Source organism: Azospirillum sp. B4, assembly GCF_000333275.1.
GTDB lineage: Bacteria > Pseudomonadota > Alphaproteobacteria > Azospirillales > Azospirillaceae > Nitrospirillum.
The window spans coordinates 23833-38882 of record NZ_BACU01000074.1; the positions used below are offsets into that span (position 1 = coordinate 23833).

At 67.7% G+C, this 15050-nt stretch carries 13 protein-coding genes and 1 pseudogene; 4 read left to right on the top strand and 10 right to left on the bottom strand.

Annotated features, from left to right (window positions below; translation table 11 throughout):
- Window positions 1-76 precede the first annotated feature (76 nt).
- From I55_RS36770 to I55_RS03170, 3 genes are all read right to left on the bottom strand, one after another.
- Window positions 77-727, bottom strand: coding sequence for a hypothetical protein (locus tag I55_RS36770; protein WP_044559045.1), 651 nt, complete (start codon window positions 725-727; stop codon window positions 77-79).
- Window positions 728-1000: 273 nt separating this feature from the next.
- Entirely contained in the window at window positions 1001-1417 is a 417-nt protein-coding gene (locus tag I55_RS03165) for a hypothetical protein (protein ID WP_148293551.1), read from the bottom strand.
- A 223-nt stretch (window positions 1418-1640) separates the two neighbouring features.
- Window positions 1641-2087 carry a MaoC family dehydratase gene (locus I55_RS03170; protein WP_044559047.1) on the bottom strand — a complete coding sequence of 149 codons (447 nt, stop codon included), beginning with the start codon at window positions 2085-2087 and terminating at the stop codon, window positions 1641-1643.
- 282 nt (window positions 2088-2369) lie between these two features.
- On the opposite strand from I55_RS03170, the gene I55_RS03175 reads away from it, so the two are divergent.
- The gene (locus I55_RS03175; protein WP_044559048.1) at window positions 2370-3233 is read left to right on the top strand and encodes a pirin family protein; all 864 of its coding nucleotides are present in this window, start codon (window positions 2370-2372) and stop codon (window positions 3231-3233) included.
- Here the strand turns inward: I55_RS03175 and rraA are convergent.
- Window positions 3230-3712, bottom strand: coding sequence for a ribonuclease E activity regulator RraA (gene rraA, locus I55_RS03180; RefSeq protein ID WP_044559078.1), 483 nt, complete (start codon window positions 3710-3712; stop codon window positions 3230-3232). The genes I55_RS03175 and rraA overlap by 4 nt on opposite strands.
- A gap of 187 nt (window positions 3713-3899) precedes the next feature.
- On the opposite strand from rraA, the gene I55_RS03185 reads away from it, so the two are divergent.
- Together I55_RS03185 and I55_RS03190 are read left to right on the top strand one after the other, a co-directional pair.
- Window positions 3900-5195 carry an MFS transporter gene (locus I55_RS03185; protein WP_044559049.1) on the top strand — a complete coding sequence of 432 codons (1296 nt, stop codon included), beginning with the start codon at window positions 3900-3902 and terminating at the stop codon, window positions 5193-5195.
- Window positions 5196-5346: 151 nt separating this feature from the next.
- On the top strand, window positions 5347-5724 hold the full coding sequence (locus tag I55_RS03190) for a hypothetical protein (protein WP_044559050.1): 378 nt from the start codon (window positions 5347-5349) through the stop codon (window positions 5722-5724).
- A gap of 63 nt (window positions 5725-5787) precedes the next feature.
- On the opposite strand, the gene I55_RS03195 is transcribed toward I55_RS03190, so the two are convergent.
- From I55_RS03195 to I55_RS03205, 3 genes are all read right to left on the bottom strand, one after another.
- Window positions 5788-7629: a phosphoenolpyruvate carboxykinase (GTP) gene (locus I55_RS03195; RefSeq protein WP_044559051.1), complete on the bottom strand. Its 1842-nt coding sequence runs from the start codon at window positions 7627-7629 to the stop codon at window positions 5788-5790.
- A gap of 523 nt (window positions 7630-8152) precedes the next feature.
- The gene (locus I55_RS03200) at window positions 8153-9436 is read right to left on the bottom strand and encodes an MFS transporter (protein WP_085939925.1); all 1284 of its coding nucleotides are present in this window, start codon (window positions 9434-9436) and stop codon (window positions 8153-8155) included.
- 24 nt (window positions 9437-9460) lie between these two features.
- Window positions 9461-10264: a substrate-binding domain-containing protein gene (locus I55_RS03205; RefSeq protein WP_044559055.1), complete on the bottom strand. Its 804-nt coding sequence runs from the start codon at window positions 10262-10264 to the stop codon at window positions 9461-9463.
- A 110-nt stretch (window positions 10265-10374) separates the two neighbouring features.
- Here I55_RS03205 and I55_RS03210 point away from each other — a divergent pair, with 110 nt between their 5' ends.
- Window positions 10375-11271 (top strand): LysR family transcriptional regulator, encoded by an 897-nt coding sequence (locus tag I55_RS03210; RefSeq protein WP_044559056.1) that lies wholly within the window; start codon window positions 10375-10377, stop codon window positions 11269-11271.
- Window positions 11272-11278: 7 nt separating this feature from the next.
- On the opposite strand, the gene I55_RS03215 is transcribed toward I55_RS03210, so the two are convergent.
- From I55_RS03215 to I55_RS03225, 3 genes and pseudogenes are all read right to left on the bottom strand, one after another.
- Window positions 11279-12175 (bottom strand): hydroxymethylglutaryl-CoA lyase, encoded by an 897-nt coding sequence (locus tag I55_RS03215; protein WP_044559057.1) that lies wholly within the window; start codon window positions 12173-12175, stop codon window positions 11279-11281.
- Window positions 12172-14232, bottom strand: a complete 2061-nt coding sequence (locus I55_RS03220) for an acetyl/propionyl/methylcrotonyl-CoA carboxylase subunit alpha (protein WP_044559058.1) — start codon at window positions 14230-14232, stop codon at window positions 12172-12174. The genes I55_RS03215 and I55_RS03220 overlap by 4 nt, the downstream gene beginning before the upstream one ends.
- 1 nt (window position 14233) lies before the next feature.
- A pseudogene (locus I55_RS03225) lies at window positions 14234-15045 on the bottom strand (enoyl-CoA hydratase/isomerase family protein).
- Window positions 15046-15050: the final 5 nt, after the last annotated feature.

Genomic DNA, 15050 nt, shown 5'->3' on the forward strand with positions numbered 1-15050 from the left:
CAGCGGCATCCGGACATAAGGAAGGGCGGGACAGCCCACTGGCCATCCCGCCCCTCGTCATTTCAAGTAGGCGTCATCAGCGGGGCGACACGCTGGCGCTGGCGGACGTGCCAGCGGAGCCGTTGACCTTGGCCGAGGTGCCGCCCACGGACACGCTGTCCTGGGTCTGAACCTTGGTGCGGTCACTGACGGAGACGCCGTCCCCGCCCACCATGGCGTTGCCGCCGGTGCCGGTCGAGGCGTCGGTGTTACCCTTCAGCACCGTCGGGCCACGGGTGGCGGCCGACGCGCCGGCGCTGCCGGTGGTCTGGGTGGTACCGGCGGCCGTCCCCTCGGTCACGCCCATGGCGCCGGCCACGGTGCCGTTCTGTGCCTCCTGCGTGGTGGCGGCGGCGCTGGCGGCGGTGTTGCCGGCCGCGCTGGCGTTGGCCCTGGCGGCATCGGTCGCGGCGCTGGTCGTGTTCTGCGTCGTCACGGCCGCGGCATCGCCCGCGCGACCTGCCGTCGCGGCGGCACCGGTGGCGGCTTGGCTGTTAACGCCCGCCGTCACGCCCTGGCGGGTGGCGATGGCGCCGCTGCCAATAGTGCCACCCGTGGTGGTGTTCAGCGTACTGTTCAGGCTACCGGTCACGGCACCAGCACCGTGGCCACCGATCAACTGGGCATTGGCGGTGCCGGCCAGCAGGGCGGCCAGGGCAACGCCACTGAGGAGAAGACGGGAATTCATGGGTCATTCCTCCGTATCGCTGAAGACGGACGCCCTTTGGTACCAGCGCCCGCCTTGCTGTGCTTGCAAAGGTTACCCGGAAACGTGGCCGCAATTTGGCAAAGGAATGGATTCAATTTGCCTGAGGGTGCTTCCGTAACGATGTCTTAATTAAAAATATTCGCTCTCTTTCATTTGCTCTGATATTGGAAGCAACCCGCATCGTTTCACGAAGAAAGGGCGGGGCGCCCTGGGGACGTCCCGCCCGGTCTTCCCAACCAATAACGACGCGCGTCAGCGCGGGGTATTGGTGGTGGTGGTCGTCGTCGTGGAGTTGCCGTACCCGTCCGTCTGGGTCGACTGGCGTTCCACGGTGCTGCCATCCGGCGTCTCGACCTTGCTGCTGCTGCGGGTCGTCTTGGTGCCGTCCGGGTAGGTCGTGGTGGTGGTCCGCGACTTGGTGGTGCGGTCCTCATCCGAACCGGTCACGGAGCTGTAGGAAGTCTCCGTCGACTGGACACTGCCGGGCGCCATCATGTCGGGCGCCGGCGGCTGCACCGTGGTGGTTTCGGTCGTGGTGGTCCGGGACTGGGCCACGGGCACGGCATTCGTCGTGACGGTGCGGGTGGTCGTGGTCTCGGACTGGGCGCAGGCGGCGCCAGCCAACAGACTGGCCAAGGCGACGCCACTCAGAAGAAGACGGGTATTCATGGTTATTCCTCCGCATTTGCGTACGGCGGGCAGCACGTGAAACACGGTGCCCGCCTGCTACACAGCAGAGTTCATCCTGAGAATATGGCTGCAATTTGGCAGGAAATCGGACTAAATTTGCTTAACACTTTGGCGGAATATGGGATATTTTAAAATATATAGGAACTTTATAAGCGACATATACTTCTATCATCGGCCGATAGTCAGGCTGATCATTCAGCCGTCAGCGATAGACGGCGGTCAGCCATTCGGCGACCAGGGCGGGCCTGTCCTGGCCCTCGATCTCGACCGTGACGGTACTGGTCAGCACCAGGCCACCGCCCTTTTCCTCGACCTTGTCCAGGACCTGACGGGAACGGATGCGGGAGCCGGCCGGCACCGGCGCCAGGAAGCGGATCTTGTTGAAGCCGTAGTTCACCGACTTGGCCGCGTCGCGGATCTCCAGCAATCCGTAGCTCATCGCCGCCAGCAACGACAGGGTGAGGAAGCCGTGGGCGATGGTGCCGCCCAGTTCCCACGTGGCGCGCGGCACGTCGACATGGATCCACTGATGATCGGCCGTGGCGTCGGCGAAGGCGTTGATGCGCCCCTGATCCACCACCATCCAGTCGGAATATCCCAGGTCCCGGCCAGCCAGGGCCGGCAGGTCGGCCATGTCGACAGTCAGCATCCACGCGTCCTCCCCCATTTCACGGCCCTTGCACGGCCTGTCCGCCCAGGATGCCAAAATCGCGGGGCTAGGGCACGGACTATGCAGATCGTGGGGCGCATGAATGGTGGTGACCTGAGCCACGGCGGCGCTGGGTACCATGCTGCCCACCGTCATCGTCGGCGTGGCCGCCACCGCCCTGTTGCGCCACCTGCTGTAAGCTGTCGCGGCAGGCGCCAAACGGTTGATCGGCCGCCGCATGCTTGGCATTCTTTTCCGCCAATCAACCGGGGAAAAGGCATCATGATCGAACTCGTCATCGACCAGCGGCGGCGCGACCTGGGCGGGTTCGAGGTCGGGCGCATCCTGCCCGTGGCCCAGCGCCGCCACGTCGGCCCCTTCGTCTTCTTCGACCACATGGGCCCGGTGGACTTCCCCAAGGGCATCCCGCTGGAGCGCGACGTGCGCTCGCACCCGCACATCGGCCTGTCCACCGTCACCTACCTGTTCGAGGGTGAGATCATGCACCGCGACAGCGTGGGCTCCGAACAGGCCATCCGCCCGGGCGAGGTCAACTGGATGACGGCCGGCAGCGGCATCACCCATTCCGAACGCTTCGAGAAGGCGCGGGCCGAAGGCGGCGCCCTGCATGGCATCCAGGCCTGGGTGGCCCTGCCGGCGGCGGACGAGGAAACCGATCCCAGCTTCCATCACTATGGGGCCGAGGACCTGCCGACTTATGAGCATGGCGGCCTGTGGGCCCGCCTGGTGGCGGGGGAGGCGTTCGGCGCCAAGGCTGGGGTCAAGACCCACTCCCCCCTGTTCTATGTGCACTGGGTGCTGCAGCCCGGCACCAAGGCCCAACTGCCGGCGGAATATCCGGAGCGCGCGGCCTATGTCGCCGTCGGCTCGGTGGAGGTGGAGGGCAGGACGGTGGAGGCCGGCCACATGCTGGTGTTCGCCCCCGGCCAGCCGGTGTTGTTCACCGCCGTCACCCCTGCCGTGGTCATGCTGCTGGGCGGGGAGCCGCTGGGCGAGCGCTATATCGACTGGAACTTCGTCTCCTCCCGCAAGGAGCGGATCGAGCAGGCCAAGGCCGACTGGCGCGCCGGCCGCATGAAGCTGCCGGACCTGGACGACAAGGAGTTCATTCCGCTGCCGGGTTAAGCCTTCAGCCGCACGGCACTTACCACGATGCCATCCTCGTCGGCGTAAAGCCAGGCACCCGGGGTAAATTGCACGCCGCCGAAAGACAGGGGCACGTCCACCTGGCCGGCGCCGGTCTTGGTGCTTTTCTTCGGATTGGTGCCCAACGCCTTGATGCCCAGGTCGATGTGGGCCAGGGCGACGCTGTCGCGCACGGCCCCCCACAGCACCAGGCCGGCCCAGCCGTGCTTGAAGGCCAGGCCGGCGATGACGTCGCCCACTAGGGCCGTGCGCAGGGACCCGTGGCCGTCCACCACCAGCACGGCACCCTCCCCCGCCTCCGACAGGGTGTGCTTCAGCAGGGCGTTGTCCTCATGGCAGCGCACGGTGCGGATGGGGCCGTGGAAAGCCGCCCGCGCCCCGAAGGAGCGGAACTGGATCTCGCAGCTCTGCAGGCTGTCCTCGTAGGCGTCGACCAGGTCGGCGGTGCGATGGGTCATGCCGCTTTCCTTCCCTTCCAGGATGATCTCCCCGCGATGATAGCGCGTTTCTGTGCGGCGCGGCAGCAATCCCATACCCCCGCTCTTGCCCATACCCCCGCTCTTGAGTGACTACACGGATGTGTATACTACCGGCTGGCACCGGGTTGGGTGATTGGGCCGGTGTGCGAGCGGGAGATGTGGGGGCGTGCCGGTGGCTTATTCCGTCTATGTGCTGGTGGTGCTGGTGCTGGCCTATGTGCTGGCCTTCGTCGACCGCCAGATCCTGAGCCTGCTGGCGGTGCCGATGAAGGCCGACCTGGGGTTGAGCGACCTGCAGGTCAGCCTGCTGCAGGGGCTGTCCTTCGCCCTGTTCCTGTCCATCGGCGGTCTGCCCATCGGACGGCTGATCGACCGCCGCCGGCGCACGCGGGTGCTGGCCGCCGGTATCGCGGCGTGGAGCCTGTTCACGGCCGCCTGCGGCCTGGTTCGGTCCTTCCCCATCCTGTTCCTGGCCCGGGTGGGCGTGGGCTTTGGCGAGGCGGTGATGACGCCCGCCGCCTATTCGCTGATCGGTGATTTGTTCCGTGGGCGGCGGCTGGGCCTGGCCATCGGCCTTTATAACATGGGCCCCTACCTGGGCGCGGGCCTGGCCCTGATCATGGGCGGGCTGGTGCTGCACCACTTGCCGCCGGATGTCGTGCTGCCCATGGTGGGCGCCTTGCGCGGCTGGCAGGTTATCTTCCTGCTGCTGGGCCCCCTGGGGCTGCTGATGGCCCTATGGGTCGCCAGCCTGCGGGAGCCGGCGCGGACTGGCCCCGGCGCCCAGGTGGTGCCGGACTGGGCCGAGATCCGGGCCTATTACCGCGCCCACGGCGTCAGCGCCTTCACGGTCAACCTGGCCGGCACCTGCGCCGCCATGTCGCTGTACAGCCTGGGGGCGTGGGCGCCCAGCCTCCTGGTCCGCGTCCATCACATGACCCCGCTGGCCATCGGCCAGGGCCTGGGATGGCGCATCATGGCCTTCGGTGCCGGCGGCGCCCTGCTGGCCGGCATCATCGGTGACGCCCTGCGCCGCCGGGGGCTGGCCCCCGGGCGACTGGTGGTGATGGTCTGCGGCGCCGTGGCCGCCGGCCTGTTGCTGTATCCCGCCCTGCGCGCGCCTGATGGAACCACGGCCCTGTCCTGGCTGGGTCCCCTCATCGGCTGCATGACCGTGGCCATCGGGTCCAGCCCCGCCACCCTGCAGGAGATCACGCCCAACCGCCTGCGGGGCGTGCAGCACGCGGCGGCGGTGCTGGTCGCCACCCTGCTGGGCCTGGGGGCGGGCCCGTCCGTGGTCGCCTTGGTCACGGACAAGGTGCTGCGCGATGAAAGCCGGCTGGATCTATCCCTGCTGCTGACCTTGCCGGCCATGCTTGGCCTCTGCGCGCTGCTGGCATTGGCCATCATGCGCCGCTACGCCACCAGCCTGCGGGTCATCGCTCCGGCCGCCGGCGACTGACAGCGTCTTCGTCTCTCCGGACAGTTCGACAGAGCCACAACCCAAAGACTCTATTTTTGTGGGAAACACCCGCAAACGGATGTATGAGTTGGTCCGGCGTTTTTACGCGCCAAGGTTGCGAACGGCAGCCCTGAGCCCCCGGAGGATCCGCATGTACAATACCGCCACATTCCCCGTGCCGGATGGCACGACGATCAAGATCAACGGCTTCACCAATTCCGCCTACTGGGCCCAGCGCATCGTCGTCGAGGCCACGGGCCAGACGCCGGTCACCTGGACCGGCACGGGCAGCCAGAACAACAAGCTGGTCGGCCAGCTGATCCTGCCGCCCGGCAACGGCCGCACCGTCAGCATCACCATGTCCTACGATCCCGGCGGCGGCTACGCCCCCTCCACCGTCGTGAAACTGCCGTTCGACGACCCCAGCCTGTCGGGCTTCGTCATCGGCGGCCAGGATTCCGGCGGGCGCCCTGTGGGACCCGCGTCCTGGAACACCGTCGCCTTCGTGTACTGGTGCCAGGGCTACTGAACCCGCGCCCCTGAAAAAGGCCCCGGATGGCGGTCCGTCCGGGGCCTTCCCATGTCCAAAACCTCAGGCCGCTTCGCGGTTCTGGGCCAGGCGGTCCAGCAGGGCGTCCTGCTGGTCGATCATCTCCTGCGGCGTGTCGCCGCCGAAGCGGCCGAACAGCTCCGACTGGTCGCGCAATTCGGTCTCCGCCTCCACCGGATCCACCGCCATGACGGCGGCGAAGCGCTCCGGCCCGAAGTCCAGGCCGGTCCAGGTCAGGTCGTCGTAGCGCGGCGTCAGACCGAACACGCTGTCCTCCGCCTCGGTGGCGCGGCCACGCACACGGTCCACGATCCACTTCAGCACGCGCATGTTGTCGCCGAAGCCGGGCCAGGCGAACTTGCCGTTTTCGTCCTTACGGAACCAGTTGACCCGGTAGATGCGCGGCAGGTCGTCCAGCTTGCCGGCCATGTCCAGCCAATGGCGCCAGTACTCCGCCATGTTATAGCCGCAGAAGGGCAGCATGGCGAAGGGGTCGCGGCGGATCGCGGCTTGGCCCACGGCGGCAGCGGTGGCTTCCGAGCCCAGGGTGGCCGCCCAGTAGACGCCCTCGGTCCAGCTGCGGGTCTCGAACACCAGGGGGAAGGTGCGCGACAGGCGGCCACCGAAGATGAAAGCGCTGATGGGCACACCGGCCGGGTCTTCCCAAGCCGGATCGATGCTGGGGCACTGGCTGGCGGGCGCGGTGAAGCGGGCATTGGGATGCGCCGCCTTGCGACCACAGCCGGGCGTCCAGTCCTTGCCTTCCCAGTCGATCAAATGGTCCGGCGGGGTGTCGGTCAGGCCTTCCCACCACACGTCGCCATCATCGGTCAGCGCGCAGTTGGTGAAGATGACGTTGGCGTGCAGGGTCAGCAACGCGTTGGGGTTGGACTTAAGGCTGGTACCCGGCGCCACGCCGAAGAACCCAGCCTCCGGATTGATGGCGCGCAGCGTGCCGTCGGGCGACGGCTTGATCCAGGCGATGTCGTCACCGATGGTCCGCACCTTCCAGCCGTCGAAGGCGGCCGGGGGCACCATCATGGCGAAGTTGGTCTTGCCGCAGGCGGAGGGGAAGGCGGCGGCGACATAGGTCTTCTCCCCCTCCGGGTTTTCCACGCCCAGGATCAGCATGTGCTCGGCCAGCCAGCCCTCCTCCCGCCCGAGGATGGAGGCGATACGCAGGGCGAAGCACTTCTTGCCCAAGAGCGCGTTGCCACCGTAGCCGGAGCCGTAGCTGACGATCTCATGCGTTTCGGAGAAGTGGACGATGTACTTGTGCCGGGCGTTGCAGGGCCAGGCCACGTCCTTCCGCCCGGCCGCCAGCGGCGCCCCGACGGAGTGCAGGCACTTAACGAAATCGCCGTCGCCCAACTGGCGCAGCACCGCGGCACCCATGCGGGTCATGATGCGCATGTTCACGGCGACATAGGGGCTGTCGGACAGCTGAACCCCGATGTGGGAGATGGGGGAGCCAAGCGGCCCCATGCTGAACGGCACGACATAAAGGGTGCGGCCGCGCATGCTGCCCTTGAACAGGCCCTGCAGCGTCTGGCGCATCTCGTCCGGATCGGCCCAGTTGTTGGTGGGGCCGGCCTCTTCCGGGGTGGGGGTGCAGATAAAGGTGCGATCCTCCACCCGCGCCACGTCGCCGGCGTCCGACCGGCAGAGGAAGGAGTTGGGCCGCTTGGCCGGGTTCAGCCGGATGAAGGTGCCCTGGGCCACCATCTCTTCGCACAGCCGGTCGTATTCCTCTTGGCTGCCGTCGCACCAATGAACGGCGGCCGGCTGGCAATGGGCGACGACCTCGTCAACCCAGCGCAGCAGGGCTTGGTTGGTGGTGGGGGCGCCGGTAAGGGAAGAGGATGGGGTGACGGTGCTGCTCATGGAATTCTTCTACCTTTCGATCCGCGAAACCGCTGGCGGCAGACCTGACGCTGTCCCGTCCCTTGAAGGCCCGGGGCGCCGGCCGCTCGGAGAAGCTCTAAGTACGCGGAATCGTTCCAAAAAAGGCCGGAGGCCATAGGAAACGACACCACGCCGCTTTTCCGGGCGCAGTCGGTCATGAGGGTATTGGGCTGTAAAAAGGCGCGACGATGACCGTTGACAGGTCAACTATGGACGCGCGCCTTCCCGGCATCGGACAGGTCGGATGCGTCGGGGACATCGGCCCGTGGACAGGATCGTCGATGGATTCCGTGGCTGGACATCATTGTGCGCTACTCCCCGAAGTTGGATACGGGTGGGCCGGTCTTCGCCGCCAGCTCCACCCCGACTTATGGCTGGCCCCTGTCGGGCCCCTGCCGTTTCCATTTTCTACCGCCCGGTCCCCAGATGTCCAGTGGCTTGGCTGTGTCAGCGGCGGTTGGCGAGGCGGCGCGGCGGCAACTCATCCGTTAGGGAATTGACATCAAACGGTATCCGCCACCATGTCCGGGGCCGCCGCGTCACGACGGTAGACCATGAGGACCGACAGCAAACCACACAGCGCGGCGGCGGCCATCCACAGGCCGGGTGCCGCCTTGTCGTCCGTCAACTCGATCAGCCAGGTCGACACCAGGGGCGTGAAGCCGCCGAACAGCGCCGTGGCCAGGCTGTAGGCCAGCGAGAAGCCCACCGTCCGCACCTCCGGCGGCATCACCTCCGTCAGCGTCACGACGGCCGCCGCGTTATAGCTGGCATAGAGGAAGGACAGCCATAGCTCGGCGATCAGCATGTGACCGAAGCTGACGTCATGGACCAGCCAGCTCAGCACCGGATAGGCGGTGAGCATGGCCAGGATGGTGAACGTCATCAGCAGGGGCCGGCGCCCCACCTTGTCGGACAAGGCACCCATCACGGGCAGCCAGATGAAATTGGACAGGCCGACGCAGAAGGTCAGCAGCAGGCTGTCGCCGGCCCCCAGCTTCAGCACGCTCTTGCCGTAGGTCGGGGCATAGACGGTGATGAGGTAGAACGAGACGGTGGTCATCACCACCATCATCATGCCGGCCACCACCAGCCGCCAGTTGGCGGCGATGGACAGGATGCTTTCCCGGAAGCTGGGATGATGCGTGCGGGCCTGGAATGCCGCCGTCTCCTGCAGGGAGCGGCGGATGACGAAGATCACCGGCACGATCAGGCAGCCGATGAAGAAGGGGACACGCCAGGCCCAATCATGGACCTGCTGCGCCGACAGAACCTGGTTCAGCCCATAGCCGATGAGGGCCGCGGCCATGATCGCCGCCTGCTGGCTGGCGGATTGCCAGCTGACGTAGAACCCCCTGGTGTCCGGCGTGGCCATCTCCGCCAGATAGACCGAGACGCCCCCCATCTCCACCCCGGCGGAAAAGCCCTGCAGCAGGCGGCCGATCAGCACCAGGGCGGGGGCCAGCAGCCCGATGCTGGCGTACCCGGGCACGAAGGCGATCAGCACCGTGCCCAGCGCCATGATGGCCAGCGTCAGCACCAGGCCCTTGCTGCGACCGATCCTGTCGATATAGCTACCGAGGATGACCGCCCCCACCGGCCGCATCAGGAACCCCGCCCCGAAGGTGGCGAAGGTCAGCATCAGCGACGCGGTGTCGTTCCCACTGGGGAAGAAGGTGGTCGCGATGTAGGGGGCGTAAAAACCATAAAGGAAAAAGTCGAACATCTCCAGGAAGTTGCCGCTTGTCACGCGCAGCACTGTGGCCAGCCTGGAGGGCTGTTTCATGGTGGAGCCTGGCATATGGGGACCTCAGCGACCGGCTGTGTTGGCGGGCACCAGCCCGGATTTGATGATCAGGGGTGCGGCCTCCGGCGACGACAGGAACGCGATCAGCTCCTCGGCCGCCGCCTTGTCGCGCGCCCCGGCGGCGATGCCGATGGAAAACGGCGTCACCTTCTGGGCGTCATCGGGCAGAGGCCCGACGATGTCGATGCCGGGCAACGGCAATAATTCGCTGATCTGCTGGAAGCCGATCTCCGCCTCGCCGCGGGCGACCACGGCGCCCACAGGCTCCGCCGGGATCATGTGGGCCTTGTCCTTCATGGCGTCGGCGATGCCCAGGCGGTCGAACAGGACCGTGGACAGGAAGACGCCGCTGGCGCTGTCCGAATAGGCGATGGATTTGGCGTGCAGCAGCACCTTTTTCAAAGCGGTGACGGTGGAAATGTCCGGGTGCGGGGCGCCCGCCTTGACGGCCATGCCGATTTTGGACAGGGCCAGAACCCGGTGATCGACGTCCATCACCTCGCCTTCCCGCACCAGATTGTCCAGGCTGTCGCCCACCATGATGACGACGTCGACATCCTCATGCCGGCGCAATCGATTGGGAATGGCCTGCGGTGTGTCACCCATGGAGGGGCCCCACACCGAAACCAGCGTGTGCCCGGTGCGCTTTTCAAATTCGGGCGCCAGGGCCTTGTAGGCGGCGGCGAAGCCACCGGAACTGGCCACGTGCAGATCCGCCGCGCTGGCCGGCAAGGGCGACACCAGCAACAGCAGGGCGACCGCGCGCGAAATGACGCCGCCCGCTGAACGGGGGTCACTTCCGGTCATGTCCGTCTCCTCCGGTTTTAATATCGCCGGCATTGTGCGGCGGAGCCCGGCGGACAGGAATTGCATTTATCTTCTTAATTAATAAATATGACGCATCAATGGGAGGTGCCATGCGGCTGGATTTCGAATTCGGGGAGGTACTGGCCTTCGTCACTGTGGCGCAGACGCTGAACTTCCGCGCGGCGGCGGACAGGCTGCACATCTCCCAGCCCGCCCTGAGCCGGCGGATCGAAAAGCTGGAGGCGGCGCTGGACATGCGCCTGCTGGAACGCACCACGCGCAAGGTGGAAATGACGGACGCCGGCCGGCAATTCCTGAACCACGCCGTCGTCATCCTGGAGGAACTGGACCTCGCCCGCGCCAGCATGGTGGAACGCGCCAGCCGGGCCAAGCAACTGGTGACGGTGGCCTGCGTGCCCTCCGTGGCCAACCACGTGTTGCCGGAAATCCTGCGTCTCTATGCTGAAACCCATGCGGGCGTGCGCATCCGCATCATCGACGAAAGCGCCGGCAAGGTGCTGGATGCGGTGTTGGAGGGCGAGGCCGATATCGGCATCAGCTTCCTGGGGGCCCAGAACGCGGATATCGACTTCACGCCCATCCGCAACGAACCCTATGTGCTGGCCGTCCGGCAGGACCATCCATTGGCGGTCGCGACGACGGCCCGCTGGGCTGACCTGGAGAGGGAACGCCTGATCGCTGTGTCACTGAACAGCGGCAACAGGGTGCTGATCGAAAACGTACTGGCCGGCCTGCCGCGCCGGCCCACCATCCATTATGAGGCCAACCATGTCGCGGGCGCGCTGGGGCTGGTGTCCGCCGGGCTGGGGGTCGCGGTGCTTCCCGGTCTGGCTCTGGCCAATAACGCCTATCCCAGCCTGGTGGGCCTGCCGATGCGGGAACCGGAGCTGAGCCGCACCCTCGGTCTGCTCACCCGGGCCGGAGCGCGGCTGAGCCAGGCCGCCACCGCGCTTCAAGACTTGGTGCTGCGACAGATCAGCGGATAGCTGTGTCTCATGCCTTCTTGGCCAGCAGGGCGCGGCCGGCGCGGCTGGCGTTGGGGCGGCCGATGGCATCGGAGATCCAGCCACCGATGGCGGCCAGCGCGTCCAAGTCCACGCCGGTGGACAGCCCCTGCCCCTCCAGCATGTAGACCACGTCCTCCGTCGCCACGTTGCCGGTGGCGCCCTTGGCGTAGGGACAGCCGCCCAGGCCGGCGACGGAGCTGTCGATGACCCGCACGCCCTCCTCCAGGCTGGCCAGCAAGTTGGCCAGGGCCTGGCCGTAGGTGTCGTGGAAATGCGCGGCCAGTTGGGCCACCGGCACCTCTTGGGCGACACGGCGGATCAGGGCCCGCGCCTTGGCCGGCGTGCCCACGCCGATGGTGTCGCCCAGCGAGATTTCAGCGCAGCCCAGGTCCATCAGGCGGGCGGAGACTTCCGCCACCTTGGCCGGATCGATGGCGCCCTCATATGGGCAGCCCAGCACGCAGGAGACGTAGCCGCGCACCGCCACGCCCGCGTCACGCGCCTGACGGGCGACGGGGGCGAAGCGGTCCAGGCTTTCGGCGATGGAACAGTTGATGTTGCGCTGGGAGAAGGCCTCGGACGCGGCGGCGAAGACGGCGATCTCCGTCACCCCGGCCGCCAGTGCCTGGGTCAGGCCCCGCTCGTTGGGCACCAGCACGGGGAAGCGCACGCCCGCCGGCCGCCTGATCCGCGCCAGCACGTCGGCCGTGTCCGCCATCTGCGGCACCCACTTGGGCGAGACGAAGGCGCCAGCCTCGACCACCGTCAGGCCCGTGGCCGATAGCCGGTCGATCAGCGTCACCTTGGTGTCGGTGGGCACCAGGGCGGACTCGTTCTGCAGGCCGTCGCGGGGACCGACCTCGACGATACGGACGTCCATCATGCCTCATCCCCCCTGACGATGATCAGCTCGGCGCCGTCCGGAACCTGGTCGCCGATGGCGTAGCGCACGGCCTCCACCGTGCCGGGGCCCTGAGCCTTGATGGTGTGCTCCATCTTCATGGCCTCCAACACCACCAGGCCCTGCCCTTTTTCCACCCGGTCGCCAGCCGCCACCAGCACGGCGATGACCTTGCCGGGCATGGGCGCGACCAGGCGCCCGCCACCGCCGGCATCAACCACCCCGACATCCAGGGGGTCGATCAGGGTCAGGCGGTGGTGCCGGCCGGCACGGAACAGGTCAACCTCACGCCCCCGGCGCGACCAGCCGGCCGTCAGACGTTGCCCGCCGATCTCCGCCACCAGGCGGCCATCGCCATGAGCGGTGTCGGGGGCGAAGCGCGCGCTGGCCGAAACCTCCTCCCCCCCGGGCAGGGTGACATCGAAGCCGCCGTCACGCCGCCGGGCCGCCCGCACCTCCTGCGGTTCGCCGCCCTCACGCCCGTCACCGAAGGTCAGCACCTCCGCCACGGCGTCGTTCAGGCGCCAACTGTCGCCCGTTGCCCAGGGGCTCCAGGGATCGTTGGTGCGCGCGGCGGCGGCCAGCGTCTCCGCCCGGCGTTCCAACAGCACACCCAGGGCGGCCAGGGTCAGCGTGTCGCCGGACGGAGCCGCCGCCGGGGGCAGCAGGTCGGCCTGATACCGCTCGATGAAGCGGGTGTCCAGATCGGCCGCCAGGAAGGCGGGATGACCGGCGATGGCGGCCAGGAAGGGGATATTGGCGGCCAGGCCGCCCACTTCCGTCGCCGCCAACGCCTGGCGTAGGCGCCGCACCGCCGCCGGCCGGTCCACGTCCCACACGATCAGCTTGGCGATCATGGGGTCGTAATGGATGGAGATGGCGTCGCCCTGCCGCACGCCCGTGTCCACACGGACGTGCCCCCCCGATGCCGGTCCAGCCTCGGGGAAGCGCAGATGGGCCAAGGTGCCGGTCTGCGGCAGGAAGCCCTTGTCCGGATCCTCGGCATAGAGGCGCACCTCGATGGCGTGGCCGTTGACCGCCAGCTGGTCCTGGCTCAGCGGCAGGGTGCCACCGGCCGCCACGCGCAACTGCCACTCCACCAGGTCCTGGCCGGTGATGTACTCCGTCACCGGATGTTCCACCTGCAGACGGGTGTTCATCTCCATGAAGTAGAAACGGCCGTCGCCGCCCGTCTCCACCGGGTCCAGCAGGAACTCCACCGTGCCGGCGCCGACATAGCCGATGGCCTTGGCCGCCGCCACGGCCGCCGCCCCCATCTCCTGCCGCAGCTCCAGCGGCAGGTTGGGCGCCGGTGCCTCCTCCACCACCTTCTGGTGGCGGCGCTGGATGGAGCAGTCGCGCTCGAACAGGTAGACGCAGTTGCCGTGGCCGTCGGCGAAGACCTGGATCTCCACATGGCGCGGCCGGCCCAGATACTTCTCGATCAGCACCCGGTCGTTGCCGAAGGCGGCCTGGGCCTCGCGCTTGGCCGAAGCCAGCTGCTCATGGAGATCCTCCGCCGAGCTGGCGACCTTCATGCCCTTGCCGCCGCCGCCGGCCGACGCCTTGATCAGCACGGGGAAGCCGATGCGGGCCGCCTCCGCCGCCAGCACGCCGCTGTTCTGCTCCGCCCCATGGTAGCCCGGCACCAGGGGCACGCCGGCGGTTTCCATCAGGGCCTTGGCCTCGGACTTGCCGCCCATGGCGCGGATGGCGCTGGCCGGCGGGCCGACGAAGATCAGGCCGGCGGCGGCGCAGGCCTCGGCGAAACCGGCGTTTTCCGACAGGAAGCCATAGCCAGGGTGGATGGCCTGCGCGCCGGTGCGGGCGGCCGCGTCCAGGATGGCGTCCATACGCAGGTAGCTGTCCCGGGCCGGCGCGGCGCCGATGCGCACCGCCTCGTCCGCCAGGGCCACATGCAGGGCATCGGCGTCGGCGTCGGAATAAACGGCGACCGTGCGGATGCCCAGGCGGCGGGCCGTGCGGATGATGCGGCAGGCGATTTCACCGCGGTTGGCGATCAGCAGCGTATCGATCATCTCACTTGTCCCCTGCCTTGTCCCCGGCGGGCGATTTCACCCAATTGGCCTTGCGCTTTTCCAGGAAGGCGGTGATGCCCTCCCGCCCCTCGTCGGTGGCCCGGATACGGGCGATGCGCTCCGCCGTGTCGCTGATCACTCATCGGTCACCGGCCGGTTGGCGCAGTCGAAGACCAGGGCCTTGGCCGCCGCCTGGGCGGCGGGACCGCCGTCGCCCAGCCGCGTCACCAGCGAGGCCACGGCGGCGTCCAGCTGGTCGGCCGGCACCACCTGGTGCACCAGGCCCAGGGCCAAGGCGTCCGCCGCGCTGAAGCGTTCCGCCGTCAGGAAATAGCGGCGGCAGGCGCGCTCCCCCATGGCGGCCACGACATAGGGGCCGATGGTGGCGGGGATCAGGCCCAGCTTCACCTCCGACAGGCAGAAGGTGGCGCCCTCCGCCGCGATGGCGATGTCGCAGCAGGCCACCAGGCCCACGCCGCCGCCAAAGGCGGCACCCTGAACCACCGCGATGGTGGGCTTCGGGCAGCGATTCAGGGTGCGCAACATGGTGGCCAGACGCAGGGCGTCGGCATGGTTCTGGTCCCGGCTGTAGCCCGCCATCCGGCGCATCCAGTCGAGGTCCGCGCCGGCGGAGAAGCTGGGGCCGTTGCCCTTCAGCAGGATGACGCGCACGTCCGGATCGGCGCCCAGCTGCTCGAACAGCTGGGTCAGCTCGGCGATCACGCCCTCGTTGAAGGCGTTGTGCAGGGCCGGCCGGTCCAGGGTGACGGTGGCAACGCCGACTTGATCCACCGTGGCAAGAACATCGGTCATGGTCT

What these genes read in the sequence shown, in the direction of transcription:
- I55_RS03215 (WP_044559057.1), bottom strand. Translation starts at nt 12,175, where the DNA reads ATGATGGACGTCCGTATCGTCGAGGTCGGTCCCCGCGACGGCCTGCAG.
- I55_RS03165 (WP_148293551.1), bottom strand. Translation starts at nt 1,417, where the DNA reads ATGAATACCCGTCTTCTTCTGAGTGGCGTCGCCTTGGCCAGTCTGTTG.
- I55_RS03200 (WP_085939925.1), bottom strand. Translation starts at nt 9,436, where the DNA reads ATGAAACAGCCCTCCAGGCTGGCCACAGTGCTGCGCGTGACAAGCGGC.
- I55_RS03210 (WP_044559056.1), top strand. Translation starts at nt 10,375, where the DNA reads ATGCGGCTGGATTTCGAATTCGGGGAGGTACTGGCCTTCGTCACTGTG.
- I55_RS03205 (WP_044559055.1), bottom strand. Translation starts at nt 10,264, where the DNA reads ATGACCGGAAGTGACCCCCGTTCAGCGGGCGGCGTCATTTCGCGCGCG.
- I55_RS36770 (WP_044559045.1), bottom strand. Translation starts at nt 727, where the DNA reads ATGAATTCCCGTCTTCTCCTCAGTGGCGTTGCCCTGGCCGCCCTGCTG.
- rraA (WP_044559078.1), bottom strand. Translation starts at nt 3,712, where the DNA reads ATGACCCATCGCACCGCCGACCTGGTCGACGCCTACGAGGACAGCCTG.
- I55_RS03170 (WP_044559047.1), bottom strand. Translation starts at nt 2,087, where the DNA reads ATGCTGACTGTCGACATGGCCGACCTGCCGGCCCTGGCTGGCCGGGAC.
- I55_RS03175 (WP_044559048.1), top strand. Translation starts at nt 2,370, where the DNA reads ATGATCGAACTCGTCATCGACCAGCGGCGGCGCGACCTGGGCGGGTTC.
- I55_RS03190 (WP_044559050.1), top strand. Translation starts at nt 5,347, where the DNA reads ATGTACAATACCGCCACATTCCCCGTGCCGGATGGCACGACGATCAAG.
- I55_RS03195 (WP_044559051.1), bottom strand. Translation starts at nt 7,629, where the DNA reads ATGAGCAGCACCGTCACCCCATCCTCTTCCCTTACCGGCGCCCCCACC.
- I55_RS03220 (WP_044559058.1), bottom strand. Translation starts at nt 14,232, where the DNA reads ATGATCGATACGCTGCTGATCGCCAACCGCGGTGAAATCGCCTGCCGC.